Here is a 24,355-nt window from a genome sequence, read left to right on the forward strand (position 1 = left end):
ATCGTACTTCTAACAACTAACAACCAAAAACTAGATAAAGACTAAAGGCTTATCTTTTAGAGGTGCAAACGCTTCGGCATCAAAGCGATAAAGGCTTGCAGGTCTGCCAGCGCCTCTAGAGGCTTTTACGCCTGTATCTGATAGGAAGCCAAGCTTTAAGAGGCGCGATCGAAAGTTGGAGTAATCAGAAAAGTTCTCGCCTAAAACGGTTGTATAAAGTTGATACAAATCGCTGAGTGTAAACAGTTCGGGTAACACTTCAAACGCAACGGGGCTATATTCCAGCTTGTTGCGGAGGCGACGATGACCGTATTCCAGCACTTCGTTATGGTCAAACGCAAGTTGGGGCACCTGATCGAGTGGATACCAGGCAATACCGCTCACTCCATCGGCAATGAGTTCGGCTTCAGCAAAGCGAACGAGAGCAAAGTAGCTGACAGACAGATAGCGGATGCCGTAGCTGTCCATTGCCTCGCGGGGATCGCGGTTAGGACCGCCAAAGGTATAAAGCTGCTCCAGGTAAAGATTGCGGGCGCGAATTTTTTCAGCAAGGATACGGTAGGCGGCATCTTCAAGCGATTCACCGCGTCGCACAAGGGTACCAGGGAAACTCCACTGTCCGAGAAACGGTTCTTCTTGCCGCATCACCAGGAGTACCAGCAGCCGATTTTGTGCGGTATCGACCGAGAAAATCACGTTGTCAACGCCCACTTTGAAGTCTGCAAGGGCACGATCGCTCAATGCATGGGTTGGTGAATGGGCTGCTTTTCGTTGGAGGCGTTCTGGCATGGGTATAAGTGCTCCCGGTGGATGTAAGCTTCGATGGGAGGTGTCAGTGCATCAGTATCTCCATGCTCACGATATGCGGTGGAGGATGTATCGGGACCCGTCAAGTCGGCGATCGTCAGTCGTGCTCCCCGTCGCCTCAATTCTGCCAGAGCCATATCGTTTGGCACAAATCCCGGTCGTGGAATGATCAATAAATTAACCCGTTCTAGCAGCGTTTCAACTTGATACCAATTGGGCAGTTGGTAAATCAAGTCAGAGCCAATCACTAAAGTAAAGATGGCATCAGTCCACAGGGCTTCGGCAATTTCTAAGGTATGAATGGTGCGCGATTTGCTCAGCTCTGGATCGAGATGGAGGTTGTGGCGAGGCGGGTTGATGTCGTCAATCAACAGTTGCAGCATTGCCATCCGATGGATGAGCGGCGTTTGATGCGACTTAAAGGGATTGTCTGCTGCCCATACGGCTACGCGATCGAAGTATTGAGACAACCAAACTAAAATTGCCTGATGTCCTGCGGTCGGTGGATCGGCGCTGGTACCAAAGAGAGCAATGGTGAGCATGGGGAGTGGGGAGTGGGGAGTGGGGATTAGGGAGTGGGGATTAGGGAGTGGGGATTAGGGATTAGGGAGTAAATATATAAAGGAGGTTGTTTTAAGCTACTATTTCTGCCGTCTGCGCTGAGTGGTTGCAATCAGGTCGAGTAAAGTAGTGGATGGTTCGACTGGGATGGAGATAGGATTGTAAATTTGGCGTGTTGTGGCTGGGAGACTGGCGACGGAAGAAGTTGTGCGTTGAGCGATCGTCTCCAGTGTTTCAGGCAAGTACAAACGTTGACCTTGCTTCATGACTAACTGCATCAGCGCTTGTTCTCCAGTGAAGGTGCCGGGGGAATGTGCTGCTGACCGCTGACCGCTGACCGCTGACCGCTGCTCCTCACCTTCTGCCATCAAACCCAAGCGATCGCTCACTGCCTGCCCCTGCTCATAGCGGCGAAAAATCTGCTTGCGCCCTGGATAGCTCACTTTATCTGTGGCTTCCTTCATCACGGGAATGCCATCAATTTCTACCAGTTTGTAAACACCATTTACAGGTGCGCCTGTTACCAATTGGGTGCCCAGACCATAGCCATCAATGCAGGCTCCAGCCGCTTGTAATTGAGTAATCTTGTATTCGTCCAAATCACCGCTGGCAAAAATGGGGACACCCGGCAAAAGTTGACGCACTTGCTGAGACAATGCTGCTAAATCACCAGAGTCGATGCGAATGCCTGCCAACTCCATTTCGTGATGCTGCAATTGGGTCGCAAGGTGTTTGGCGGCGGCGATCGTGTCGTAGGTATCAATCAGCAGCGGCGCGCCCGGAAAATAGCGATGAAAAGCCGTAAATGCCTCCGCTTCGCTGCCTTCGGTTGCCGACAACGCCATGACGAGGGAATGCGCCATTGTGCCCACAGGTTTGCGCCCCAGCTTGAAGGCTGCTAGCACGTTAGAGGTTGCATCCAACCCTGCTGCCAAAGCTGCCCGCGCTGCCCACAGAGAAGCTTGAGGGCTAAAGGCTCGCCGCGTTCCAAATTCATACAGGGTTGTCTGTGAACCTGCCACATCGCGTAGACGAGCCGCACGGGTCGCAATCAACGTCTGGTAGTTGAGTGTGTTGAGCAGGTACGTTTCAACCATTTGCGCCTGCCAGAGCGGTGCTTCGATCCGTAAAAACGGTTCATTTGCAAAGACGATCGTGCCTTCGGGGACTGCCCATACATCACCGCTAAAACGGGTGTCTGCTAACAACGACCAGACGCGATCGGGTGCGTCGGCAAAAATACCGCTTGCCTGCAATGCCTCAATCTGCGCTGCATTGAAGACAAATCGTTCCAGGTAGTCTAATGCTTGTGCCAGCCCCATTGCCACTAGGTAGCCAAAGCCTTCAGGCAACCGTCGCGTAAAAAGCTCAAAGCTGGCACGTCGCTGATCCAGCCCTTCACCGACATAGCAGGCGGTCATTGTGAGCTGGTAGAGATCAGTCAGGAGGCTGTAATCTTGCGGTGAAACAGTTAGCTGCTCATCTAATTGATAGGAGGGCAACTCAGGCGTGGAGCCTACAGTTGTTTGATGGGCGATCGAAGCTTGTTGTTGGAGCGGCGATCGAGTCTGATCGAAAAGACATTCACTGTTGGTCAATTGCTTTGCGGTCATGGCAATACCCATCGATCGACTCGTGAGATGTACGTTTCTTGATTATAGTCAGAAAAACCAAAACTAGAAAACAGAAGCCAAAGTGAACACCGGAATTTCCCCTCCAAAACGCCTAAAGTATCTTGTTAATCAAAGAGAAACACTATTTTTTACCATCTAAAAGCCTTTTGTTTATAGTGAATCTCATTAAAACACCTGTTTTTCTCATCGGTTCTTGACCCTGCTCAAGGCTCGCTAATCAGTACGGCTGTGCTCAGCGGTCTCAAACCATATGGTTGCCTGAAGAATCATCAAAGTAGCCACGCTCGATCGCAACCAATCAACTCTAAGAGGATGTTTAAAGAGTCCTCCTGTTAGTAGCAAAAAGCTAGATCCCCCTCAATCCTCCTTAAACCTCAATCCTCCTTAAAAAGGGGGACTACAGACATATTTTCCCCCTTTTTAAGGGGGCAGGGGGGATCGCTGAGTGCTTAAGCTTACAGACCATACCTTTTCAGACATCCTCTAAACAATTAATACGAAAAAGATTCCTTTTCTGCTGCTACGGCATAATAAAAGTGTTGATGTATGCAGTGTTGAAAACAAAGCTTTGCTGCTGTTGAACTCAAATTAAGCTATGTTTCTTTGAGGTAACGTTTATGTCTGTTTTCAAGCAGTTTGATAACGTGGTTCAATACTTCTCAGGTGCGTTTGTACGCATTTTTGGACCCAGCGATGATGCCTACCCCGAAACTGGTGTGCAGCCGTTCGAGGGTACACCAAACAAGAAGACGAAGCCACTTGACTGATGGTCTGACAAGAAGTGCGTCTGGCAAGAAGTGCGTCTGGCAAGAAGTGCGTCTGGCAAGAAGTAAGTCTGGCAAGAAGTAAGTCTGGCAAGAAGTAAGTCTGACAGAAAGTGAGTCTGACAGAAAGTGAGTCTGGCAAGAAGTTAAGGCTGCGATCGCAACAAACGCGTAGTCCTAATGAGTACAGCACTTAACTAACCGTCTTCATGCTTTGAGACTCACTAAATAAAGCAAAGCTGGCAAGAGGAGATCATTTTTCTCTCCGCTAGCTTTGTGCTGATCATAAAGTTGAACGTTTATGTTTAACTGTGCAGTTAAACATAAACGTTTAGCGACTGACAATGCCAGACCACTGAGCTTTTTTCTCGCGGTTACGACGATAGGAAAAAAACCGATCGGGTGTTTGATACGTGCAGTACGGCGCGATCGCCACTTGTTCAGCGTGAATGCCCAGTTGCTCTAGCTGTAGCGCATTCACGCGACGCACATCCAGTCGCACCCGTCCTGGTTCAGGATCGTTTAACAATGGAGAATCTGGCAGTTGGTGTAAGGCATCCAGCAATGCGGCTTGATCGTCAAGCGTAACGACGGTAGATCCGACCTCAGCCGCAACATGCTCGGAGACTTGATAGACCTCACCCGCGATCGCGGGACCCATTGCCACACGCAGGTTTTGCAATTGACTGCCTTGACTACATAGACGGGCGATCGCTTGCGGCACAATTTTTAGTGCGGTGCCCCGCCAGCCAGCATGAACGGCTGCGACTTGCCCCGTGACAGTATCAGCAATGAGAACGGGTGTGCAATCGGCGCTACACGCCCAAACTGCCTGATTGCTTTGCTCCGTGATCAATCCATCTGCTGGCGGAGCCTCGTTTGACTCGCAAGCTTTGACTTCGGACGGTGTCAAGACTGTGTTGCCATGCACTTGCTTGACTCGATACGCCTGAGCCATTGGCTCCAAAATCTCAGTCAGCTCGTTGGGCGATCGCTGCCAAAACTGCTGTGTGAAAAAGCCATGTGACCACGGTTCTAATAAGCTACAGGTGAGGTAGGGCAGTTCATTCCAGGTTTGCCAGTGCCAGGTATGCATGGGGTATAAAGAAGAGAGCAAAGAACGCGAAAATCGACTGAACGTATTCTTACTGAAGAAGGTTTTTCAAAGCCAGGTACAATGATCGAGGCTGTGAGCTATAGGTTGAATGAGTGCTTCGTTATGAGCTTGACCTTGCAACCACATCACAACGTATCGACTAAGATTGCTACAGACATAAGATGGCTACAAGCTTTAGTCTAGAGTCCATTGCTCATTCCTTGCGGAACTAAGCAGTCCATCTGCACGACTAGGTTGCTAGCCCCAAACCGATCGCCCCTTCAGGAACTGCAAATGACTTTAAACGCCTGTCCCGCGCTGCCCGATCGTCGAACCCGCGTCCTACTTATTTGTGGGCTTAGCTGTGTTGGAGTGAGTCTACTGAGCAGCATGGCGCTGGCTCAAGGGGCAACCGATGCGGTGCAGATAGCCTCACCTGCTGTTTCTCCAGTAGAGGTTAGTCCTTCAGTGACGGCTCCTGTAGCGTTGCCAAGCACAGAAGCGGCAATACCGCATTTGGTGGTGACACCGACAGCACCGGAGAAGATCGTACAGCCAAGCATCGTACAGCCAAGCCCAACCAACTCCCGTCCCGACGATGGCTACGACGCACCAACCTCGATCGTGCTGACGGAACGCTCAACGGGATGCCGTGCCGTCTTGCAGAGTGGGCAAGTGTTAGAGGGAAGTCCGTGTGCCTTAGACGAACGGCGGCAGACACCCAAAGCGTCGATCGCGTCAGGTGGCTTACCAGCGGTTAGCGTCAGCGCTTTGGCGAGTGTGACTGGACTTGGAACGAGTGCCTCCCCTACCTGGCAAGCGTATTACAAACGTACAGCACGTCCGTCTGGACGGTTGGGAAATGGCAACATTCGCCTTATATTTCCGCTCTCAATTCCAGCTCCCATCTCCTCCCTTTTCGGTTGGCGTGTGCATCCTGTGACGGGCGCACAGCGGTTTCATTCGGGCACCGATTTAGCAGCACCGCTGGGCACACCCGTTTTAGCAGCTTATGCTGGCAAAGTGGCGATCGCTGATTTTCTAGGTGGCTATGGTCTTGCCGTTGCCCTCGATCACAACAAAGGCACACAGGGAACCGTTTATGCTCATCTTTCCGAAATCTTCGTCAAGCCGGGGGAATGGGTCAAGCAGGGCATGGTGATTGGTCGCGTGGGTAGCACAGGGCTGTCTACTGGACCTCACCTACACTTTGAGTTTCGTCAACTGACTCCCGAAGGCTGGGTCGCTATGGATGCAGGGGCACAGTTAGAATACGCGTTGGCGCAGCTAGTGACAGCCATGCAGGTCGCTCAAGCAAAGGCAGCACCAAAGGGTTAGGGCGCGTCATCAATTAGCTCTAAAACCTTGCGGTATCAGCCTGATCGCGCCCGCCCCAACACATCAGGCTAGGGGCTTGAACCCTTGCTGCAAGTCATGTGTAGTGGTCATTGATGACAGCCCATAGTCAATAACCAGAGGGCAAACCGTATGGTGAGAACACCGCTCTTCAGGAAAGACGCAGCAGTGAAGCTGGCAAGTTAAGGTGACGCTCGATCGCGGCTGCCAGGGTTTCCATCTCATAGGGCTTGCAAACATAGCCATCACAGCCTGAAGCAAGCGCCAAGTCTTGATCGAGCGATCGAGCCATTGCTGTCACAGCAATAATCGGAATCTTCTGCGTCTGAGGCATTTCCCTTAGACGGCGCGCAACCTCAAAGCCATCCATTTCAGGCAGCATGATGTCTAACAGAATCAAGTCTGGCTCGTACGTTTCAGCCAATGACAGTGCTGTTTGACCATCCTGGGCGCTGAGCACGGTGCAGTCGAGCAACTGTAGCAATTGGTAATTGACGAGCAACAGGTTATCTTGATCGTCATCAACGACTAGAATCTTTACCTGAGCACCGATCGCAGGGGAAGGTTGGATATCCATACTCCTTTCAGCAAAAACGCAGTCTCTGAAAAAGGAAGGACGAAGTTCTTTAAGCGGCTAGACGGCGCTCTCAATGACTCATCTTAGTGCAAACACCAGGTTGTATCGCTGTGACCTCAGACAGTGCAACAAGCTAGTGAAGCTGAGACTTATTTCTAAAATTATACATTCAGCTACATTTTAGAGCATGATCTTAAACGAAGCAATTAAAAACGGATAGCTTCTGAGTAAAAATAAGCCCTCTGTAGAAGATTAGCCTGTAGTTACTTTCTGGCGGTTATTGGGCTAAAAGTTGAGATTACTCTTGCGATATGTGGCTTAAACAGTCTAATCTCACTTATCTGCCATATCAAGATTATTTCCTTCGTCATCAGCCATCTATGAGTACTAAACTTCCCACACGCGGTCAGCTCGAACGATCGCTTTCCCAACGCATTCGAGCACTTTATCTTAGCCAGCTAGGGCATCGCGTGAGCGAAGTGGACTGCGAACTTTTAGAGGCAAAGATTGCGATCGTCCTGGAGCAATCAGTGACTCAACCAGAGCAGCTTTTAGTCGGACAGGGTGAAGATGAGCTAGTCGAGGAACTTCATGATGAACTGGATGAGGCGATTCGACCACACCTGAAGAACTTAATCGAGGAGATTGTGGGAGTTCCTGTCATTGATTTGTTGAGCGATGCCACCCTTGAAACCGAGCGCACGGGTATCATCGCCATTCTTGCAGAAGCTCCACAACTCCGTGATGCGGTCAACACTGCTTCTACGAAGTAAACCTGCGCGGCAGACGTTTAACATAGCGGGTGTTGCTGAATTGATGTATGAATGCCTCAACTTGCCCACGCTTTTGGAAGCAAGCGACACCCTAGCTCTCTTCCAAAAGGAGAGGGAACAAAAGTTCTATCAGTTAACCAGCGGTTCAGTCTTGACGCATCACTTTGCGGCTCCCAAAGACAACGCCTGCGTTTATCCGTCGGAACGCGACGCGAACAATCGCTTCTAACCGAGAAGTATTGGGTTAAACTGTCCTTCTTAGAGGATGTTTTAAAAGTCCAGATGCGTGTAGCTCTGGCGACTGAAGTCGCGGCTACACGCACAAAACCTGCCTACGCAGGTTCCAAAACCCTCGTGCTGAGGTAGTCCGCGCAGGCGGACTTTGTTGATGTAGTCGCGGTTTTAACCGCCAGACACTTTTCAAACAGCCTCTTAGTTAATCACCGACGATTTAACGCTTGTGCCGCCTTTGGATGCTCCCGCCGCTACAACAAAACAAGCCCGCTATCGTAGTGAAATCAACCAGCTTTTTACTGCTGACCACGCGGCACACAACTGGTACAGGTTCGTGCTTTCCTTTCCACCCCATCTGGTGCGGGAGTATCTGCAACGCTTTGGGGTGACATCGGAGCATCGGGTATTAGATCCGTTTTGCGGGACGGGCACAACGGTTGTGGAATGTAAAAAGTTGGGTATTCCCAGCGTGGGGGTTGAGGCGAACCCAATGGCGCATTTTGCTGGGCAGGTAAAAGTCGATTGGTGCCCCGATCCCGATCGCCTGCTTGCCCATGCCACGCAAGTAGCTGAAGCCACGATCGCGGAGTTAGATCGCGCGATTGCGACTGAATGCCTGCGATCGTTGAACAGTGAGCAAGAAAAGCTGATCCTTAAGAACTCCATCAGTCCTCTCCCGCTGCATAAAACCCTGGTGCTGCTCGATCACCTCCAGCAGCAAGCGGATGCATCATTCTCTGACCACGAGCGTCTGGCTCTAGCCCAGTCGGTCGTTAACACCATCAGCAATCTACACTTTGGTCCTGAGGTCGGTGTTGGTCGTGCGAAGCTCGATGCACCCGTTGTTGACGTTTGGCTAGCCGCGATCGCCACCATTGCCAGCGATCTGCGTGAATTGGGACAGTCTCCACCCGTAGAGGCGATCGTGCATCATGCCGACTCGCGCCAGTTACTGAGTGTTCTAGAACCACAGTCGATCGATGCCGTCATTACCTCACCACCTTATCCCAACGAGAAGGACTATACGCGCACTACTCGCTTAGAATCTGTGCTGCTGGGCTTCATTAAGGACAAAGCGGATCTGCGCTCCCTGAAGCAAGGACTGGTGCGGTCTAACACCAGAAATGTCTATACCGTCGATGACGACGATCGCTGGGTGGCTGAACAACCTGAAGTGCAACGGATTGCGAACGAAATCGAGGCTCGACGCATTGCCCTGGGTAAAACGAGCGGATTTGAGCGACTCTACGCGAGAGCGACCAGACTCTATTTTGGTGGGATGGCACGACATCTCGCAGAACTCCGACAGATTTTGCGCCCCGGTGCCCAACTTGCCTATGTGGTCGGCGATCAAGCGTCTTACTTACGGGTCATGATCCGCACGGGACAGATTCTGGCGGACATTGCGCGATCGCTCGGCTACGAAGTTGTGGCGATCGACCTCTTTCGGACGCGGCTTGCAACTGCCACCAATGAACAAATGCGAGAAGAGGTCGTTGTTTTGCGCTGGCGAGGGTGAGCGCTATCGTCTTGGAGACGCATTAAGTAACATGCCGATCTTGCTTTGCGTGATCGCGATCAAACTTTGTAACGTCACGATGTTGCTTTGTATGATCACGATGTTGCTTTGTATGATCGCGATCATACTTTGTAACGTCGCGATGTTACTTTGCGTGATCGCGATCGCACTAAGTAATGCGCCGATCTTGCTTTGTGTGGTCACGATGTTGCTTTGCATGATCGCGATGTTACTTTGTCTGATCACGATCGCGCTAAGTCATACCGACTTAAACAAGGCAGGACTGATTAAGCGTCAACGATCGCAGTTTAATACCACATCAAATTGCAAAGGCTACAGATCTTTTGCCCTCATCCCCAGCCCTTCTCCCCAGGGAGAAGGGAGCTAAAGGCAAAGTCCCTCGCCCCTTGGGAGAGGGATTTAGGGTGAGGGCGGATCGATTGATCTGTAGCGTCTATTTTTAGATTTGGTATAGTTCGGTATTGTAGTGGCGGTTAAAACCGCCACTACAGAAACAAAACCGCCTGTGCGGGTTAAAACTTTGGCTGTCAGCCTGCGGAGGCAGACTTGGTTCAAGTAGGCGCGTCCAACTGCCAGCAACTCTAAAGTGGCACTAGGTGGGCAAGCACCTGCGCTTTACCCAGTTCACGTGCAAGGCGCTGTGCCTGGTGCTTGTAGAGCGGAACGGGCAAAATGCCTGGAAGTTGATTCATCCGATCGCGTGCCACGTTGATACTACAGCCAGAGATCCGCGCGATCGTGGTCGCACCATCAAACAGAGCGTCTTTAGATAAGGCTTTGTCAATGCAGACCTGCCATTGACGGGGCAGCAGTTCACCGCGCTCAATCTGCTGCAAACTGTTGATGGTTGCCAGGACGACCAGACGATCGCCCACTTCCAGGCGAGTGTCATCCGATGGCAGCAAGCGGACAGAAGCCTGCGTCGATCGCTGGTGCAAGATCGGTACAGCACCGTAACCATAGGCAACCTCAGCCAGTAACTGTCCTTGTAGATGGTCATCTGGTGCAACGGTGTATTCAGTGACCAGAACCGTCTGTTCGTTCAGGCGAATCAGATTGAGCACGTTTTCACCAAAGGCTGTGGCGACAAACGCTTCCGCTGCTAGATCGTAAGCACACAGCACTTTTGCGTAGGGCAACAGGCGATCGATACTGGCACTAAACCGTGCATCAAACGTGCGAATCACCAGCGCACAATGAGGATTGGCAGCATGTACCATCAAGCCAAGCTCCAGGTTTGCCATTTCATCATCGGTTGCAATCACTACGCTTTTCGCCGTCGCCAAATTCACTTTCGTTAAAGTGTTAGTGAGTTCATTCACGACTAGCGGCATCTGAGGCAACAGGTTAGGATCGACTGCCTGATTGCTAACCCCTATCAGCGGTTGCTTGATCTGCTGTAGAAACGTAGCAACCCGTCGCCCCACCCGACCCAAACCAATCAGCACCACATGGTCTTGCTGCGGCAACGGGGGGCGCTTTTTGGGCAATTGAAACTTGGCAGCTAAAAGTGTTTCGGTTAACAGCGCATAGAGTACCGCAATGGATGCTGTGCCTGCCATCATGTAGCTCAGATTCATCAACCGCATCCACAGAGGAATCGCATCTTGGGGGCTGAGAATGCCAAACACTGTGTCATACGAACCGAGCAGCATGACCCCTGCTGTGTAGAATGCTTGAAGCCAGCCAACGCCGGGTTGCGCCAGCTTGAAAATCACAGTGCCACAGACTAACAGTAAGAGCATGGTACTGCCCACCACGATCGCCACTCGTTTGGTTTGCTGCTGCGCTGTAGCACGCCAGAATGACAGTAGCTTCTGCCGTAAGTAGCTGACCGACAGAACCTGTCGTCGCTTTTGCCAGAGGTGCTTGACACGACTTTCCGAGCGAGAGGCTAAAGCTGTCGTAGCGGCAAGATCGGCTAAATTTCCCGTGACTTCAACGTAGGCAACCAGATCACCCGCCTGTACTCTGGCATCTGGTTCCCATTGATGGAATTCTGTTGGCAACGGTTGGCTGTTTGGAATGTGGCTAAGCAATCGTCGGGTTGATGTGTTGAGTTCATGCAGCAGGCGCAAATCTCGCCAGCGGTGATCAGCGTCGATCGGCACTTTCACCACGCGCAGCAACGCTTCACCCAGATTGATAAAACCCCGCACTTCACTCGCCAGAGCCGCGATCGCAAAAGCAGGAGCAGGCAGTTGAGTGGCTTCAAACGCTACAAAATTACCCAGACTCTCACCCAATAGTGCATTCAAATTTTGTTTTGCCGATCGCACCACCAGTCGCACCTCTGGATTGAGCAACCGAATAGCGAACGCTGCCTCAACATTGACCCGCTCATCACTCGTCACCAGTAAGACCGCACGACAGGCGTGTATCTTTGCTTTCTCCAGGCTCTCTGGCTGACGGCAATCACCAATGACCAGATCATCCAGCAGTCCTGGCAGCTTTGTGCTCTCCCAGCTTTCCGGCATTGGGTTTGTGAGGGCACTCACAGGCACCTCAAATTCTTTGAGCACCATCGCGCAATACTGCCCCAAACTGCCGAGTCCGCAAACCAGAAAACGCGATCGCTCAGAGCAGTGAACGTTGTTGGGCGGGCGATCGTCTGTCTCAGAGGTATTTGCGCTCAACGGAGGCTCTGGTTCCTGTGGCAGCATAACAGGTGTTTGGTGAAGAGCAAGTTAATCTCACCACTACTATGCCCAAGAACGCGTTAAATACCCACAAGTAAGGGAGGAGGGCTAAAGGCTAAAGGCTAAAGGCTAAAGGCTGAAGGCTGAAGGCTAAAAAGGGCATCAGAAGACTTAAATTGCGTCTTCTCCCTCACCCCCTCGCCCCCTCACTCTCTCAACCCAAATTCTCTAGGAGAGGCAAAAATGAGTTGGCAAAAAGCGCTGCTTGAGTGCGATCGCGCAGATGCAGGCGACTCAAGATATTGGTGACATAGTTTTTAACCGTGCTTTCAGCAATGTGGAGTGCTTCGGCAATTTCACGATTGTTTGCTCCTCCAGCAATCAGGCACAGCACTTCACGTTCTCTAGGGGTGAGTTCTGCCAATTCCTGGGGCAGCACGATCGGAGGTACGGCAGGTTCAGCAGGGGCTGAGAAGGCTTTTTCAAGCAAACCGGGTCCCAGTTGCGTATAGCCGCGATGGATCAAGCGAATGGCAAGCGCCACTTCATCTGAAGGGGTGTCTTTGAGCAGGTAGCCGTTTGCGCCAACGCGCATCGCTTGAGCAACATACTCATCATCATCAAACGTGGTTAACACCAGAACTTTGGTGTTTGCAAATTTTTGGGTGATTGATTGGGTTGCTGCAACTCCATCCATACCGGGCATACGAATATCCATCAGCACCACGTCCGGTTGCAGCGTTTCGACCTGCTGAAGCGCTTTCTGACCATTCTCCGCTTCCCCCACCACCGTCAAATCGGGCTTCGACTCCAGCAAACTCCGCAAGCCCTGGCGAATAATGGTCTGATCGTCAACTAACAGGACGCGAATCATAGGAACTGTCTCGATAAGGGTATGACCGCCGCAATCTGGCAGCCTGTTTGAGGTTGACTGGTAATGGTGAAGTGTCCGCCCAGGACGATCGCCCGCTCTCGCATTCCTTTCAAACCAAAGCCTGTCGTGTTTTGATCGGGGTGAAAACCAAAGCCATTATCTTCGACCAGCAAATGAACGCCGTCTGGTTTTTCCCAGAGTTGTAGGGAGACTTGGGTAGCAGCAGCGTGTTTGGCAATATTGGTCAGCGCTTCCTGAAGAATGCGGTAAATGCCAGTGCTTACGTCACAGGGTAGGGGCGATCGCACCTCTAGAATGGTGTCTGGAATGATGCTTGTTGTTTGCTGAAAATTCTTGACTAGATAGGCGATCGCAGTCTCCAACGATTTTCCCCGCAAGGGATCAGATCGTAAAGTGGCAACCGATTGCCGGACTTCGTGCAGGGCACCAGAGCCAAGCTGTCTTGCTTCAGTGAGAAAGGTCTGCGTTTTCTCTGCCTCTGGCGGCAAAAAGAGCAGCGCGTTTTCAAGCTGAATGCTTTGTGCTGTGAGCAAGTGCCCTAATGAGTCATGAATTTCACGGGCGATCCGGTTGCGCTCTTGTAAGGTCGCCTGATTCTCAATGCGTAACGCATATTGGCGTAGTTGTTCATTGGCGGTTGCCAACTGCTCACGGCTTTCACGTTCTGCCAGCAGTGCATTCACCAGAAGCAGCACAAACCCCAGCGTGAGTCCAAAGGTCAGTGTGGCGTTTAACTTTAAGGTGAAGACCGTCATCCCATTTAGCTCTTGCATCATTGCATTAGCCGAGTGATGCGGCAGCGGAGGCATTCGGAAAAAAATGGTCAGTACAAAAGAAAGGAAGGTTAGACCTGCAACCACTAGACGACCGCGTGGTTGAAACATGGCACAACTGCGAATCGCCACGATCAAATAAAGCAGCGGAAAGAGACCAACTCCACTGTTGAAAGGGTGTAGCAGAATAATCAACCCAAATTCCAGGCTGGTGTAGAGCAGCTTGACAACCAGCCGATCTTTAGGGACGCATAACCCCATTAGTCCCAACACTACGATCGCTGGGATGGTAAGTAACGGCAACGGCGTAAACCGATTCATCGGGTTGGGCAAAAGTGAAGCCAGTATAGCGATACCCAGCAAGAGCCACTCTAAGCAGAGAAGCAGACGAAAGACATTGCGCTGCACTGGAAACACCTGTTTCACAACCGTTAACCATCAGTAGTTTGACTTGTCTTTACTGTAGGTCACGAAGCCCTGTGCGACCAGAAACTAGCGTCATGGTTACTCATCATGAGTCATGACTATAGTACTGATCCAGTGCAGTACTTCTGGGCTGAGAGAGTCAGGACTTCTGCTTCATGTGCAACCGATCGCACCCTTCTACGATGAACCCACGGTCTTCAATTTATCCACTGAAGACCGTAAGAGGTGCTCACATGAAGCTGATCGGTTACTCGATCGGTGTGCTAACGGTTTCGGGGGCAATTTCAGCCATTGCCCCCGTTTTGTCTCTTGCTCAGCCAGCACTGTCTAGTTTTCCTGGACTACCGGGTATCACCTTGGCTTCAGAGCAAGCAGAACCTATGAACCAACTCGACGCACAGACGCGATCGGAACTGCAAACCATCCTCACATCAAAACAACTGACACAACTTGAAGCTGTTCTAGAGAGTACCGATGGCATCAGTCAGGCGGCGATCGTAGCGCTTAACCTGTCTCCAGCGCAGCAAACCGAACTCATGCAAATCTTGATGTCCACACGGCAGCAGGCAACTGATGTGCTGACACCAGACCAAATTGAGAGCGTGCGCCGCAAGCTTCCGTTTCACCCATGAGCAATTAGCTTTTAGCGGTCAGCTTTCAGCGGTCAGCGGTCAGCTTTCAGCTTTCAGCGGTCAGCTCTTCGCGGAAGTAAGGTGTGAGGTGTGAGGTGTATTAGCTTCTGCCCTCTGCCTCCTGCCTCCTGCCTTCTGCCTCCTGCCTCCTGCCTCCTGCCTCCTGCCTTACCTAAACGGCAGTCGATCGAGAATTGCTAGAGTAGGAGACGATATGCCCTACTCCATCATTGATGCCAGACTGTCCTCGTTGTCACCAGCCCGTTGAGCCACAAGCGATCGCCTGTCCTCATTGCCGTACTCTGCTGAAAGCGTATGGACATCCGGGAATGCCGCTTTACCAGGCTACAGGAGATGAGCCGCTGTGCCTGACATGCACCTATCATGCGGACAATACCTGCACCTTTCCCAAACGACCGTTGGCAATGGACTGTACGCTGTATACCGACGTGAGAAAGCAGTTATTAGTGGCTCGTCCTGGTTATACAGGCAGTTTTCGCCTCCAAGCCTGGGTGAAGCGCAAAGCTGGTTTACTGGCACTCATTGGTCTGGTATTGATCAGTTTGCTGCTGGTGCTACTACGCTGAGGTTTGACGGGTACGCGCAGTAGCTTGAAGAAGCTGGCTTCCTTTAGCAAGCTTTGTTTGTAAATCTTCTATACGTACAGGCTTGCTGAGATAGTCATCCATACCAGCGTCAAGGCAGCGATCGCGGTCTTCTTTCATCGCGTTTGCCGTCATAGCAATAATGATGGTGTGCTGGTTTGAGTGTTCTGCCGCACGAATCGCACGTGTTGCTTCATAGCCATCCATCACTGGCATCTGGCAATCCATTAGCACCACATCGTAGTGAATCGTTGCCATTAAAGCTAGAACTTCTTGACCGTTAGCAGCTACATCAGCGGCATAACCCAGCTTTTTTAATTGATGGAGTGCCACTTTTTGATTGACAGCACTATCTTCTGCCAGCAATATTTTTAACTTAGCAGTAAGCGGCAAAGGTGAAGGCTGCTGTGAAGCGATCGAATTAATTGCTTGTAATGCGTTCTGTACTGGTTTTATCGTTTGGGGCATAGCAGCATACGGCATTTGCATGAGAGCATCAGCGAGGCAATTCAACAGCCGCGATCGACGAATTGGCTTCACAAGATAGGATACAAACCCAGCGTCTAGCAGTTGCTTTATGTCTCGTTGGTTCAGTGAAGTCATGGCAATCAATGGGATTTGATTGAGCGCGTCATCGGTTTTAATTTGTCGAGCTAACTGTTCGCCATCTGTAGCTGGCATTTGCAGATCTAGAAGGACTACATCGTAAGGTTTACCGTCTAACGCTGCTTGTTTGAGTGCTTTTAAAGCAGCGATCGCACCATCGGCTTCATCTACTGCCAGACCCCAAGCAACCGTTTGACAGCGTACACTTTCACGATGAGTCGCATTGTCATCAACAATCAGTAATCGGCGTTGCTTAAATTGATGTGTACGGTCATCCAGACTTTTGTCTGCTAATAATGGCTTCTCAAACGTTAGCGTGAACCAAAATTGTGATCCTTGATCGGCACTACTTTCGACTCCGATCGTGCCACCCATGCGCTCGACTAACTGTTTACAAATCGCCAGTCCTAACCCTGTACCACCATATTTTCGTGTCGTTGAGGCATCTACTTGTGTAAAAGGCTCAAACAATAACGCCTGGGCTGCTTTTGGAATGCCCACGCCCGTATCATCAACAGAAAAGGCGATCGTTGCAGTGGTGTCGGTTTCTGTCGCTAACGTCAGTCGTATAATGACTTCTCCGCGATGCGTAAACTTAATCGCATTACTGGTTAGATTGATCAAGATCTGGCGCAACCGAGTCACATCACCACGTAGAGCAACGGGCACATTTGTTGGAATAAAAGTGGTAATTTCTAAGCCTTTGGTTTGAGCAGTGGTGGCTAATAGGTCAGCCACTTCTTCCACACACGTTGTGAGATCAAAGGTAAGTATTTCTAGCTCTACCTCTCCCGCTTCCAGCTTTGAGAAATCGAGTATTTCATTAATTAAGGTCAGCAGATTATCACCACTACGACAAATCGTCTCAGCAAAATCCTGCTGCTGTGAGTCTAAGGCTGTATCCAGCAACAAACCTGTCATACCGATGACCGCATTCATTGGTGTGCGAATTTCGTGACTCATGGTTGCGAGAAAGTTGCTCTTTGCTTCTGCTGCTTGCTCTGCTGCTTTGCGTGCTTGCTCTGCTGCTTCACGTGCTTGTTTCAATGCCTGGTTTTGCTGTGTGAGTTGTTCGCGTTGCTGTACCTCTACCGTCAAGAGGCGAACCTGCGCTAGAGCGATGCCAACTTGATCTGCCAGTTGGTTAAGAAACTCAATTTCAAACGGTTTCCAGTGTCGCGGCTCTGAGCATTGATCGGCAAACAGTAAGCCCCACAACTGGTCGTTCTCTAGAATCGGCACACCCAGAGCGGCTTGAATTTGAAATTGGCTGAGTAAGTCTTTGTGCCATTGGGGTACGTCGGGTTGCTCAAGGCTATCGATCGCGATGATCTGTCCCATGAGACACTTGTGCAGCAGCCCATGTTCAAAGTAGGCACTCGGCATTTGAAAGCCAAGCAGGGGCATCCAGTCAGCGCCAACCGATTCAACCACAATTGTGCTGTCGCAATGATTGTGAAACTTATAGATCAGCACTCGATCGGCGCGCAAAAACTCTCGTACTTCTGCAACGGTGGTGCTGAGAATCGCATCCAGATCTAGCGATTGTCGGATACGGAGGGTCATGGCAGAGAGGAGGTGCGATCGCTGACTCTGCCGCTGCATAGCTTCTTCTACCCGCTTGCGCTCGATAAATTGACCGATCTGCCGCCCGATCGCGGTCATCATCGCGAGCAAATCATCATCAGATTGTTGCGGCTTCTGGTTGAAGACAGAAATAATGCCCAAGACTGTGTCTTCAGCCAGAATGGGAAAGGCGCACGCTTGCTTAAAGCCTGCGTCCAGGGCAGTCGATCGACGCTGAAAGTTTTGCTCTTGAGCGATATCAACCACCCAAACCGATTTTTTCTCTGCCCAAACGCGACCGACCAGCCCAACGCCAGGGGTGAAAGTCAATTGTTGCGTATGGGCTTCAAACTCAGCGACATCAAGCGCGGGTTGATGCCAGGTCGCGATAAAGTGCATCATGGCAGCTTCGGCATCAATGCGCCAAAGCTGTCCTAAATCCCAATGCAAGCTTTCGCATAGAGCCTGTAAAATCCGGGGAGTAGCTTCAGCCAGCGTTGTGGACTCTGCCAAAACTTTTGTGATGGCATATTGAGCATGGCGACGGTGCTCAGCTTGCTCCTGCTCAGTAATGTCTCTCAGCGTCCCGCAAACGCCGATCGCGTCTCCATCCACACTGGTGGTCAAGCGCACAGAAACGTTTACCCAGCGAACATCGCCCATTTTCGTGAGATAGCGAGTTTTGTAGCGATGGTAGTCTTTCTGTCCGGTGAGTACGGGCTGGAGAGAGTGCAAAACGTACGGGCGATCGTCAGGATGAACAAAGTCCAAAAAGTATCTGCCCAAGCTTTCGCTGACTGAAAAGCCCATGACTTCTGTCCAGGCTGGGTTGAGAAACATCCACTGACCAGCCAGATCGTGCTGAAAAATAATCTCTTTGACGCTATCAACGACTGAACGGTAGCGATGCTCACTTGCTTGTAAAGCCGCTTCAGAACGCCGCAGCTCAGTAATATCAGTGCCCGTCTGGACAAAGTACTCCACCGTATGGTTGGCAGCCAAAAGGCTTGTGGTAGACCAGGCAATCAGGCGACGATCGCCCGATCGTGTGAGCCAGTAATGCTCATACTGGCTAGTTAGCTGCTGCTTTGTTTGCAAGCGCTCCAGCACGGCTTGCATGGGTTTTATAGCCTCGGCTGGTAGCAATACCTCGTCCAACCGCCTGCCGTTTAGTTCCTCAAAAGTGTAGCCTGTTGCCTGTTCACACGCTTGATTAAAGCAAACAATGCAGCCCTGGCGATCAAGTACGACGATCAATACGGCAGCCGTATCTGTAATCGCAGCTGTTAGATCGCGCTCCTGTTTGAGTTGACTCTCAGTCTGCTGCCGTTTGGTGATTTCTCGATAACTCAGGTAAGAGATGAGTAGCAGTGTGCTGACGTTGAGCAAGAGGCTGCCAATCAGTTGGTCGATCGTGACGCCGTTAACGTTCCAGTACGATGCAATGCTAATGTCAATCAATACTGCTGAAGCAAGACTCAAGCCCAATGCTGCTGTTTGTAACCACTGCCAGCGCGGCTTCGTTAGCGACTGACGGACTACTGCTGTACGCTTCCATCCTGCGATGCTACGCCGTAGTTCAAGCTGCTTTGCTATTTGCCTTGCTAGAGTATATAGCGCCTTGATTTGTTCTGTATTAAGCTGTCGAGGCACCGTATCAATGACGCAAAGCGTACCTAGTGCATAGCCCTCAACGGTGGTTAATGGCACTCCAGCATAGAAGCGGATCTGTGGCGCACCTGTGACCAGGGGATTTTGGGCAAAGCGATCGTCCTTCAGCGTATCAGGCACCACGAAAATTTCTGGCTGCAAAATAGCGTGGGCACAAAAAGCTAAATCACGGTGTGTCTGTGTAGCCTCTAGCCCAACTCTCGCTTTGAACCACTGGCGCTCTGCATCAATCAGACTCACCAGTGCGATCGGCGTTTGGCAAAGATAAGCAGCCAACTGGGTTAGGTCATCAAACGCTTGTTCTGGCTTTGTATCTAAAATTTTGCATTCTAGCAAAGCCTGTCGTCGGGCAGGCTCATTTTCAGGCAAAGGGGCGTGGAGTTGATTGCTTCGTGTTGCCATTTTGGTCGCTGAAGGGCGGGAGAGGGTATCGCGATCGCTCCATCTCGCAAATTAGCACTAACACCCTTCAGTCCGAATCGTAGATAACCCTTAAGTTCAACCATGAGCGTACGGCTACATGACACAGGTAGCATGATAGTATTTCAAATCTGTTGGCTCTTTCGACAGAGCAGCGACAGACTGCAACGCCCTAGACTATAGCTAGAACGCAAGCAGCCAATGATCTCAGTAAACGATTTCTAGTAATGAAAAGGCACTGTTAGCAAAGGCAGGCAGACCAGTAGCAGCCAAGTCCACATCCAGGGATTGGCTGGTTGCAAGGCTTCTGGTACTGACAGCAACGCATCAATGCGCTCCTCAAGACGGTTGCGTGGTGTAGCGCTACTAAACGTGGCACAGATCGTTTCAGCGTAAAGTTCGGGTGCTTGCACCATTTGCAGTAGTGATTCAGCTAGTAGTAATGGATCAACCGTTTGGGCTGCCCAGCGATCGGCTCGGCGTTCTCGCAGCAGCAGCAGTTCTTGCCACAGCGCTTCAGTTTGCGGCAGCCAGGTACTAAGATGGCGCAACCAGCCCAACCAAAAAAACCAGAACGTATCGTGGTAGTGAGCGTGAGCCTGCTCATGGGTTAACACTGCATCTAGATGGTCGGTGCTGAAGGTATCCAACAAGCCCTGACTGACTACTAGTTCAGATCGCCAAAACCCAACTTGTGCAATAAACGGAATTGGCGTTGCTAATAGACGACCGTACCGTCCTCTCAAAGCCACTTGAGAATATGTATGCACTTGGCGGAGCGATCGCTGTCCTTCCACCATAAGCTTGAGTATCAGAACGCCTGCAACCGCCAGAAACCCGACTGCTAGCCAGTAGCTCATCCAGCCTTCCCACCAGCGCACCATCTGCCCCTGCGGTCCCATACAAACGAGAGCCACGGCTGTCATCAGCAATATGAGCGGCGGAAAGAGAAAGAGACCTAGCGATCGTTGCCAGCGCTCTTGCCACGTACCCTCAGGGCGCATCTCTAGCAGTCGCAGCCCACAAGCGCAAGACAACCCGAAAAACAGCAGCGTCAAATGCATCACTGATCCTCTCTTGCTTCACGAATGGCGCGGAGTCTCTGAGCGATCGCTTCCAGTTGATCCACGCTGGTTTGGTCTAGGCTGTCGGCAAAGGCGGCTACCACATCAGGGTTACCGACTGCCAAAAATTGGTTGAGCTGTTCATACGCCCGCAATGCAAGCGCTTGTTCCTTTGAGATGAGTGCCTGCCACGTGTAAACTCGACTCTGGCGATCGCAGAGTAGCCAGCCTTTCTGAGTCAAACGCTGAAGGATCGTCGTGACCGATGTGTAAGCTAGTTCACGCTCTGGGTCAGACAAAATGCGATCATGCACATCTTTGACCGTCACGGTACCAATGTCCCAAACGATGTGTAAGATCTCAGCCTCTAGGGGACCGAGCGAAAGCTGTTTGGGACGGTGGTAGGGCAGTGCAGCCATCAAGCGTTAAATGTACATTGCAAGCATTATCTCACGTCAGTGTGACCTTCCCAAGTTATGAGCAGCTAACTTTCTTAGCTGACATACAGATAGCGTACGATCGCTCACTTACTCAGCTTGAAGGTAATGAACAAGTGCTTGCAACCCAAGGCGATAGCTGTCAGCCCCGAAACCGCTAATTTGACCAATGGCAACAGGGGCAATGTATGAGTGATGGCGGAATGCCTCACGACGGTAAAGGTTGCTGAGATGCACTTCTACGGTGGGAATAGCAACAGCCGCGATCGCATCTCGAAGTGCCACACTGGTGTGGGTGTAAGCCCCTGCGTTAATCAAGATGCCTTGATACCGCGCAAACGCATCGTGGATGGCATCGACCAAAACACCTTCATGGTTAGACTGAAGCGATGTTGTACTGACCTGAAGTGCCTTAGCCTCTTGCTCTAGCTGAGCATTGATCGTTTCCAGCGTTGTGGAACCGTAGATGCCCGGTTCTCGTTGACCCAGTAAGTTCAAGTTTGGTCCGTGCAGCACCAAAATACCAATCAACCGTGCCAAGCCTCTTGACCTACAAAATGAGCAAAAAAGTTGCCTGCCTAAGAAAGCTGTTTGTCCAAAAAATTGCTCACCGAAGTCGCTCTCACGCCTGCCTCTCTTACCGCCTGTCGATACACGGCGGTTACGATACATGCCGAAAAGGGAAGCGTAACAACATGTGAACCGACGACTAACGGCGCTGGGAGTCTTTCACCGGAATCGGGATTAACTCGCCTTCAGGCTGGGCTTCGGGACCAAGAATCGCCTCAATCAGCTTACGCGCCCATTCCTTAACTTTTTCAAGCACCTTTTCAAGGTAATCCATCGAACAGATTGCTCCTTTGCTAAAGCCTAGCTGCCGCCTACGCCTCTGAATTGCGATCGCAGGGCAGACTGAGCCTGGTTACTTATCTAGAATTGTACCCAATTTATCAATTAGTTAACAGCCCGGAAAGAAACTGTATAAATTTCGTAAATTATGAGTACCTGATTTAAGTCTTAATCAAACGTTGCAAATAAGCAAGCGCATCGGGCAGAGATTTCGATTTTATTAATGATTTATTAACAATTGCCGTCGCAAGTAATCTAGCGCCGTAGCCGCACTGAGTCTGCGAATCCAATCTCGCCCGCGTAGTGCGCCAAATTGATACTCAACGCTTTGCACCTCATCCAGCCCCGCCAGCCCAATGTAAACTAAGCCGACAGGTTTTTCTGGAGTGCCGCCGTCGGGTCCAGCGATGCCTGTGATACTGAGTCCCCAGGTGGTGCCGAGGCGCGATCGTGCCCCTTCTGCCATTTGTTTGGCGATAGTATGGCTGACGGCACCATGCGCGTTCAGGTCTTGCTCGTTGACATCCAGCAGTCGTACTTTAATGGCGTTGTCGTAGGAAATGATGCCGCCCCAAAAATAGCTGGAGCTGCCAGGGACGGACGTAATTGCTTCGCCTAAGCCGCCGCCTGTGCAGGATTCGGCAACGGCAAGGGTCGATCGCGTGGTTTTAAGCAACGCACCAACCACGAATGCCAGAGAGTCGCTATCTGCACCGTAACAATCTAAACCGCCGATCGCACGAAGCTGTGTTTCGATCGGTGCAATGAGCTGCTGTGCCTCTGCTTCTGAGTTGGCGCGGGCAGAAATTCGCAGCTTTACTTCGCCATGATTGGCATAGGGCGCAACAGTCGGGTTCTGGAGATCGAAAAATGAGTTTACTTTTTCTGCCAGCAACGATTCAGAAATGCCCCAAAACTTGAGTGTCCGGCTGTGAATCGTTGTTTGCCCCCAGCCCTGGCTGCGTAAATAGGGTATAGCGACTTCGCGCCACATGCGCTGCATCTCGGCTGGCACACCGGGAAAGGTCAGGATCGTAAGACCAGGACGGGGTTGCCAGATGATGCCAGGAGCACTGCCTGAATCATTCGTTAGCACTGCTGCGCCTTCAGGTAGCAACGCCTGCTTGTGATTGTTGGCGGTCATGGTGCGTCCGCGCTGGGCGAATTTACGGGTGATGTCGGCAAGAATGGCGGGATGCTCTACAAGGGAAACGCCGAAGCAGTCTGCTAGCGTTTCGTGGGTAAGATCGTCGGGTGTGGGACCCAAGCCGCCTGTAAAGATGAGGAGTTGCGATCGCTTGCCCGCAGCCTTAACCACCCCTTTGATACGTTCGGGATTATCGCCCACCACCGTTTGATAGTAATGAGCCATCCCTAGTTGCGCCAGTTCCCGCGCTAAGAACTGGGCATTGCTGTTAAGAATGTCACCCAGGAGCAGTTCGGTGCCAACGCAGATAATTTCAACACTTTGAGTCATGAGAAATAATACTCAAGTCTAGTACAGCTTTTGGCACTTTAAAATACATCGTGTCTTCGCTACTCAGTTATTAGTTGCTTTAACTCACTAAGCCAGCAGATTTCAGGTTTCATTATTCATTAAGCGTTTGTTTCTTTTACCTTTCTAAATTTCTGGAAAAACAAGAAGACTCCTAGTTGTCCTTCGTGATCAGTATACTCAACGTAAAAGTTACATATTCCCGTACTTTGGATTAAGAACAGTAGCTCATTCAAATTGTATAAATTCATTTGCATCTCTGGATCTCGATGTGGCAACACTCTAAGAAAAGCTTTAACGAGTTTTTTAAGTGGGTTTAATAACCTTTCTCCTGATGTCTCTAGACCATAGCTTTTTTCATATTTTGTTTTGGCGTATGTGAACTGCATAGCGCCAATACCTCCATTCTCTAGGTGCTTTAGAAGATTCATTAAAATAAGCTTTCCTCTACTGGGAGCTATGTGCTGAAAGACAAGAGCTGAATGAATAAAATCAAAACAGCCATCTAAGGAGAAAAGGTTATCATCAGACTTGAGAAAGCTGACATTGCTGATAGAGCGCTCCTCGCAGTTTTTACAAGCTTCATCTAGCATTGAGTTGGAGACATCAAGTCCAACAACGTGTTCAGCTATCTCTGCAAGTGGCATGACAATTCTTCCAGTCCCGCATCCGAAGTCTAAAGCTCGTTTAGGTGTAAAACCTTGATCAAGATGCTGTCTACAGACTTCTAGTACATGGCTAACATGGTCTTTACCAAATTCAAAAAACTCTTCTTTTGCTTCTTGGGTGAGATTTTCCGCCCGAAATTTAGCATTAGTAATGACTGCAAAGTAAGGATCTACCTTGCCCCATTTCTCCCACTCTTGATCTGTACTCATATATTTTCAGCAGTAGTCCATAGCAATAAAGTATCAATCTTATTGCTAAATGTCGAA

Annotated in this window: 23 protein-coding genes; 7 read left to right on the forward strand and 16 right to left on the reverse strand. The window is 50.6% G+C overall.

The annotated features are described in order from the left end of the window. Positions 1-30: 30 nt before the first annotated feature. From AC5JO6_RS03675 to AC5JO6_RS03685, 3 genes are all read right to left on the reverse strand, one after another. Positions 31-789, reverse strand: a complete 759-nt coding sequence (locus AC5JO6_RS03675; protein ID WP_496079688.1) for an NUDIX hydrolase — start codon at positions 787-789, stop codon at positions 31-33. After that, positions 738-1,349, reverse strand: a complete 612-nt coding sequence (locus AC5JO6_RS03680; RefSeq protein WP_496079689.1) for a nicotinate-nucleotide adenylyltransferase — start codon at positions 1,347-1,349, stop codon at positions 738-740. Before AC5JO6_RS03680 ends, AC5JO6_RS03675 begins: the two co-directional genes overlap by 52 nt. Positions 1,350-1,448: 99 nt before the next feature. Then, positions 1,449-2,981, reverse strand: coding sequence for a nicotinate phosphoribosyltransferase (locus tag AC5JO6_RS03685; RefSeq protein ID WP_496079690.1), 1,533 nt, complete (start codon positions 2,979-2,981; stop codon positions 1,449-1,451). 638 nt (positions 2,982-3,619) lie between these two features. Between AC5JO6_RS03685 and AC5JO6_RS03690 the strand changes: the two genes are divergently transcribed. Beyond that, entirely contained in the window at positions 3,620-3,769 is a 150-nt protein-coding gene (locus AC5JO6_RS03690; RefSeq protein ID WP_496079691.1) for an isochorismate synthase, read from the forward strand. Between the two features lie 328 nt (positions 3,770-4,097). On the opposite strand, the gene pgeF is transcribed toward AC5JO6_RS03690, so the two are convergent. Next, positions 4,098-4,862 (reverse strand): peptidoglycan editing factor PgeF, encoded by a 765-nt coding sequence (gene pgeF, locus AC5JO6_RS03695; RefSeq protein ID WP_496079692.1) that lies wholly within the window; start codon positions 4,860-4,862, stop codon positions 4,098-4,100. A 294-nt stretch (positions 4,863-5,156) separates the two neighbouring features. Between pgeF and AC5JO6_RS03700 the strand changes: the two genes are divergently transcribed. Beyond that, complete coding sequence (locus AC5JO6_RS03700; protein WP_496079693.1) at positions 5,157-6,200, forward strand: M23 family metallopeptidase; 1,044 nt, start codon at positions 5,157-5,159, stop codon at positions 6,198-6,200. Positions 6,201-6,369: 169 nt separating this feature from the next. On the opposite strand, the gene AC5JO6_RS03705 is transcribed toward AC5JO6_RS03700, so the two are convergent. After that, positions 6,370-6,795 carry a response regulator gene (locus AC5JO6_RS03705; RefSeq protein ID WP_496079694.1) on the reverse strand — a complete coding sequence of 142 codons (426 nt, stop codon included), beginning with the start codon at positions 6,793-6,795 and terminating at the stop codon, positions 6,370-6,372. 380 nt (positions 6,796-7,175) lie between these two features. Between AC5JO6_RS03705 and AC5JO6_RS03710 the strand changes: the two genes are divergently transcribed. The 3 genes from AC5JO6_RS03710 (at position 7,176) to AC5JO6_RS03720 (ending at position 9,321) form a co-directional block, all read left to right on the forward strand. Then, complete coding sequence (locus AC5JO6_RS03710) at positions 7,176-7,568, forward strand: Na-translocating system protein MpsC family protein (protein WP_496079695.1); 393 nt, start codon at positions 7,176-7,178, stop codon at positions 7,566-7,568. Beyond that, a complete protein-coding gene (locus AC5JO6_RS03715; protein ID WP_496079696.1) occupies positions 7,540-7,797 on the forward strand; it encodes a hypothetical protein in 258 nt (85 codons plus the stop codon). Before AC5JO6_RS03710 ends, AC5JO6_RS03715 begins: the two co-directional genes overlap by 29 nt. A gap of 231 nt (positions 7,798-8,028) precedes the next feature. After that, complete coding sequence (locus AC5JO6_RS03720; protein ID WP_496079697.1) at positions 8,029-9,321, forward strand: DNA methyltransferase; 1,293 nt, start codon at positions 8,029-8,031, stop codon at positions 9,319-9,321. A 3-nt stretch (positions 9,322-9,324) separates the two neighbouring features. Here AC5JO6_RS03720 and AC5JO6_RS03725 read toward each other — a convergent pair whose 3' ends face one another. The 4 genes from AC5JO6_RS03725 to AC5JO6_RS03740 all read right to left on the reverse strand — a co-directional run bounded on the left by AC5JO6_RS03725 (position 9,325) and on the right by AC5JO6_RS03740 (position 14,075). Further along, a complete protein-coding gene (locus tag AC5JO6_RS03725; RefSeq protein ID WP_496079698.1) occupies positions 9,325-9,540 on the reverse strand; it encodes a hypothetical protein in 216 nt (71 codons plus the stop codon). Positions 9,541-9,923: 383 nt separating this feature from the next. Next, positions 9,924-12,005 carry an NAD-binding protein gene (locus AC5JO6_RS03730; protein WP_496079699.1) on the reverse strand — a complete coding sequence of 694 codons (2,082 nt, stop codon included), beginning with the start codon at positions 12,003-12,005 and terminating at the stop codon, positions 9,924-9,926. Between the two features lie 190 nt (positions 12,006-12,195). Next, positions 12,196-12,855 carry a response regulator transcription factor gene (locus AC5JO6_RS03735; RefSeq protein WP_496079700.1) on the reverse strand — a complete coding sequence of 220 codons (660 nt, stop codon included), beginning with the start codon at positions 12,853-12,855 and terminating at the stop codon, positions 12,196-12,198. Further along, entirely contained in the window at positions 12,852-14,075 is a 1,224-nt protein-coding gene (locus AC5JO6_RS03740) for a sensor histidine kinase (protein ID WP_496079701.1), read from the reverse strand. The genes AC5JO6_RS03735 and AC5JO6_RS03740 overlap by 4 nt, the downstream gene beginning before the upstream one ends. Positions 14,076-14,308: 233 nt before the next feature. Here AC5JO6_RS03740 and AC5JO6_RS03745 point away from each other — a divergent pair, with 233 nt between their 5' ends. Together AC5JO6_RS03745 and AC5JO6_RS03750 are read left to right on the forward strand one after the other, a co-directional pair. Beyond that, a complete protein-coding gene (locus AC5JO6_RS03745) occupies positions 14,309-14,707 on the forward strand; it encodes a hypothetical protein (protein WP_496079702.1) in 399 nt (132 codons plus the stop codon). A 233-nt stretch (positions 14,708-14,940) separates the two neighbouring features. Then, a complete protein-coding gene (locus AC5JO6_RS03750; RefSeq protein WP_496079703.1) occupies positions 14,941-15,294 on the forward strand; it encodes a zinc ribbon domain-containing protein in 354 nt (117 codons plus the stop codon). Here AC5JO6_RS03750 and AC5JO6_RS03755 read toward each other — a convergent pair. From AC5JO6_RS03755 to AC5JO6_RS03785, 7 genes are all read right to left on the reverse strand, one after another. Continuing rightward, positions 15,286-19,557, reverse strand: coding sequence for a GAF domain-containing protein (locus tag AC5JO6_RS03755; RefSeq protein ID WP_496079704.1), 4,272 nt, complete (start codon positions 19,555-19,557; stop codon positions 15,286-15,288). The two genes, AC5JO6_RS03750 and AC5JO6_RS03755, sit on opposite strands and share 9 nt — an antisense overlap. Positions 19,558-19,796: 239 nt before the next feature. Next, a complete protein-coding gene (locus tag AC5JO6_RS03760) occupies positions 19,797-20,639 on the reverse strand; it encodes a M56 family metallopeptidase (protein WP_496079705.1) in 843 nt (280 codons plus the stop codon). After that, positions 20,639-21,058 carry a BlaI/MecI/CopY family transcriptional regulator gene (locus tag AC5JO6_RS03765; RefSeq protein WP_496079706.1) on the reverse strand — a complete coding sequence of 140 codons (420 nt, stop codon included), beginning with the start codon at positions 21,056-21,058 and terminating at the stop codon, positions 20,639-20,641. The genes AC5JO6_RS03760 and AC5JO6_RS03765 overlap by 1 nt, the downstream gene beginning before the upstream one ends. Before the next feature lie 108 nt (positions 21,059-21,166). After that, on the reverse strand, positions 21,167-21,607 hold the full coding sequence (gene aroQ, locus AC5JO6_RS03770) for a type II 3-dehydroquinate dehydratase (RefSeq protein WP_496079751.1): 441 nt from the start codon (positions 21,605-21,607) through the stop codon (positions 21,167-21,169). A gap of 178 nt (positions 21,608-21,785) precedes the next feature. Continuing rightward, entirely contained in the window at positions 21,786-21,920 is a 135-nt protein-coding gene (locus AC5JO6_RS03775; RefSeq protein WP_281258983.1) for a hypothetical protein, read from the reverse strand. 225 nt (positions 21,921-22,145) lie between these two features. Then, the gene (locus tag AC5JO6_RS03780; protein WP_496079707.1) at positions 22,146-23,402 is read right to left on the reverse strand and encodes a competence/damage-inducible protein A; all 1,257 of its coding nucleotides are present in this window, start codon (positions 23,400-23,402) and stop codon (positions 22,146-22,148) included. A gap of 119 nt (positions 23,403-23,521) precedes the next feature. Next, positions 23,522-24,298: a class I SAM-dependent methyltransferase gene (locus AC5JO6_RS03785; protein WP_496079708.1), complete on the reverse strand. Its 777-nt coding sequence runs from the start codon at positions 24,296-24,298 to the stop codon at positions 23,522-23,524. Positions 24,299-24,355 lie beyond the last annotated feature (57 nt).

It is taken from the genome of Tildeniella sp., from assembly GCF_059505325.1.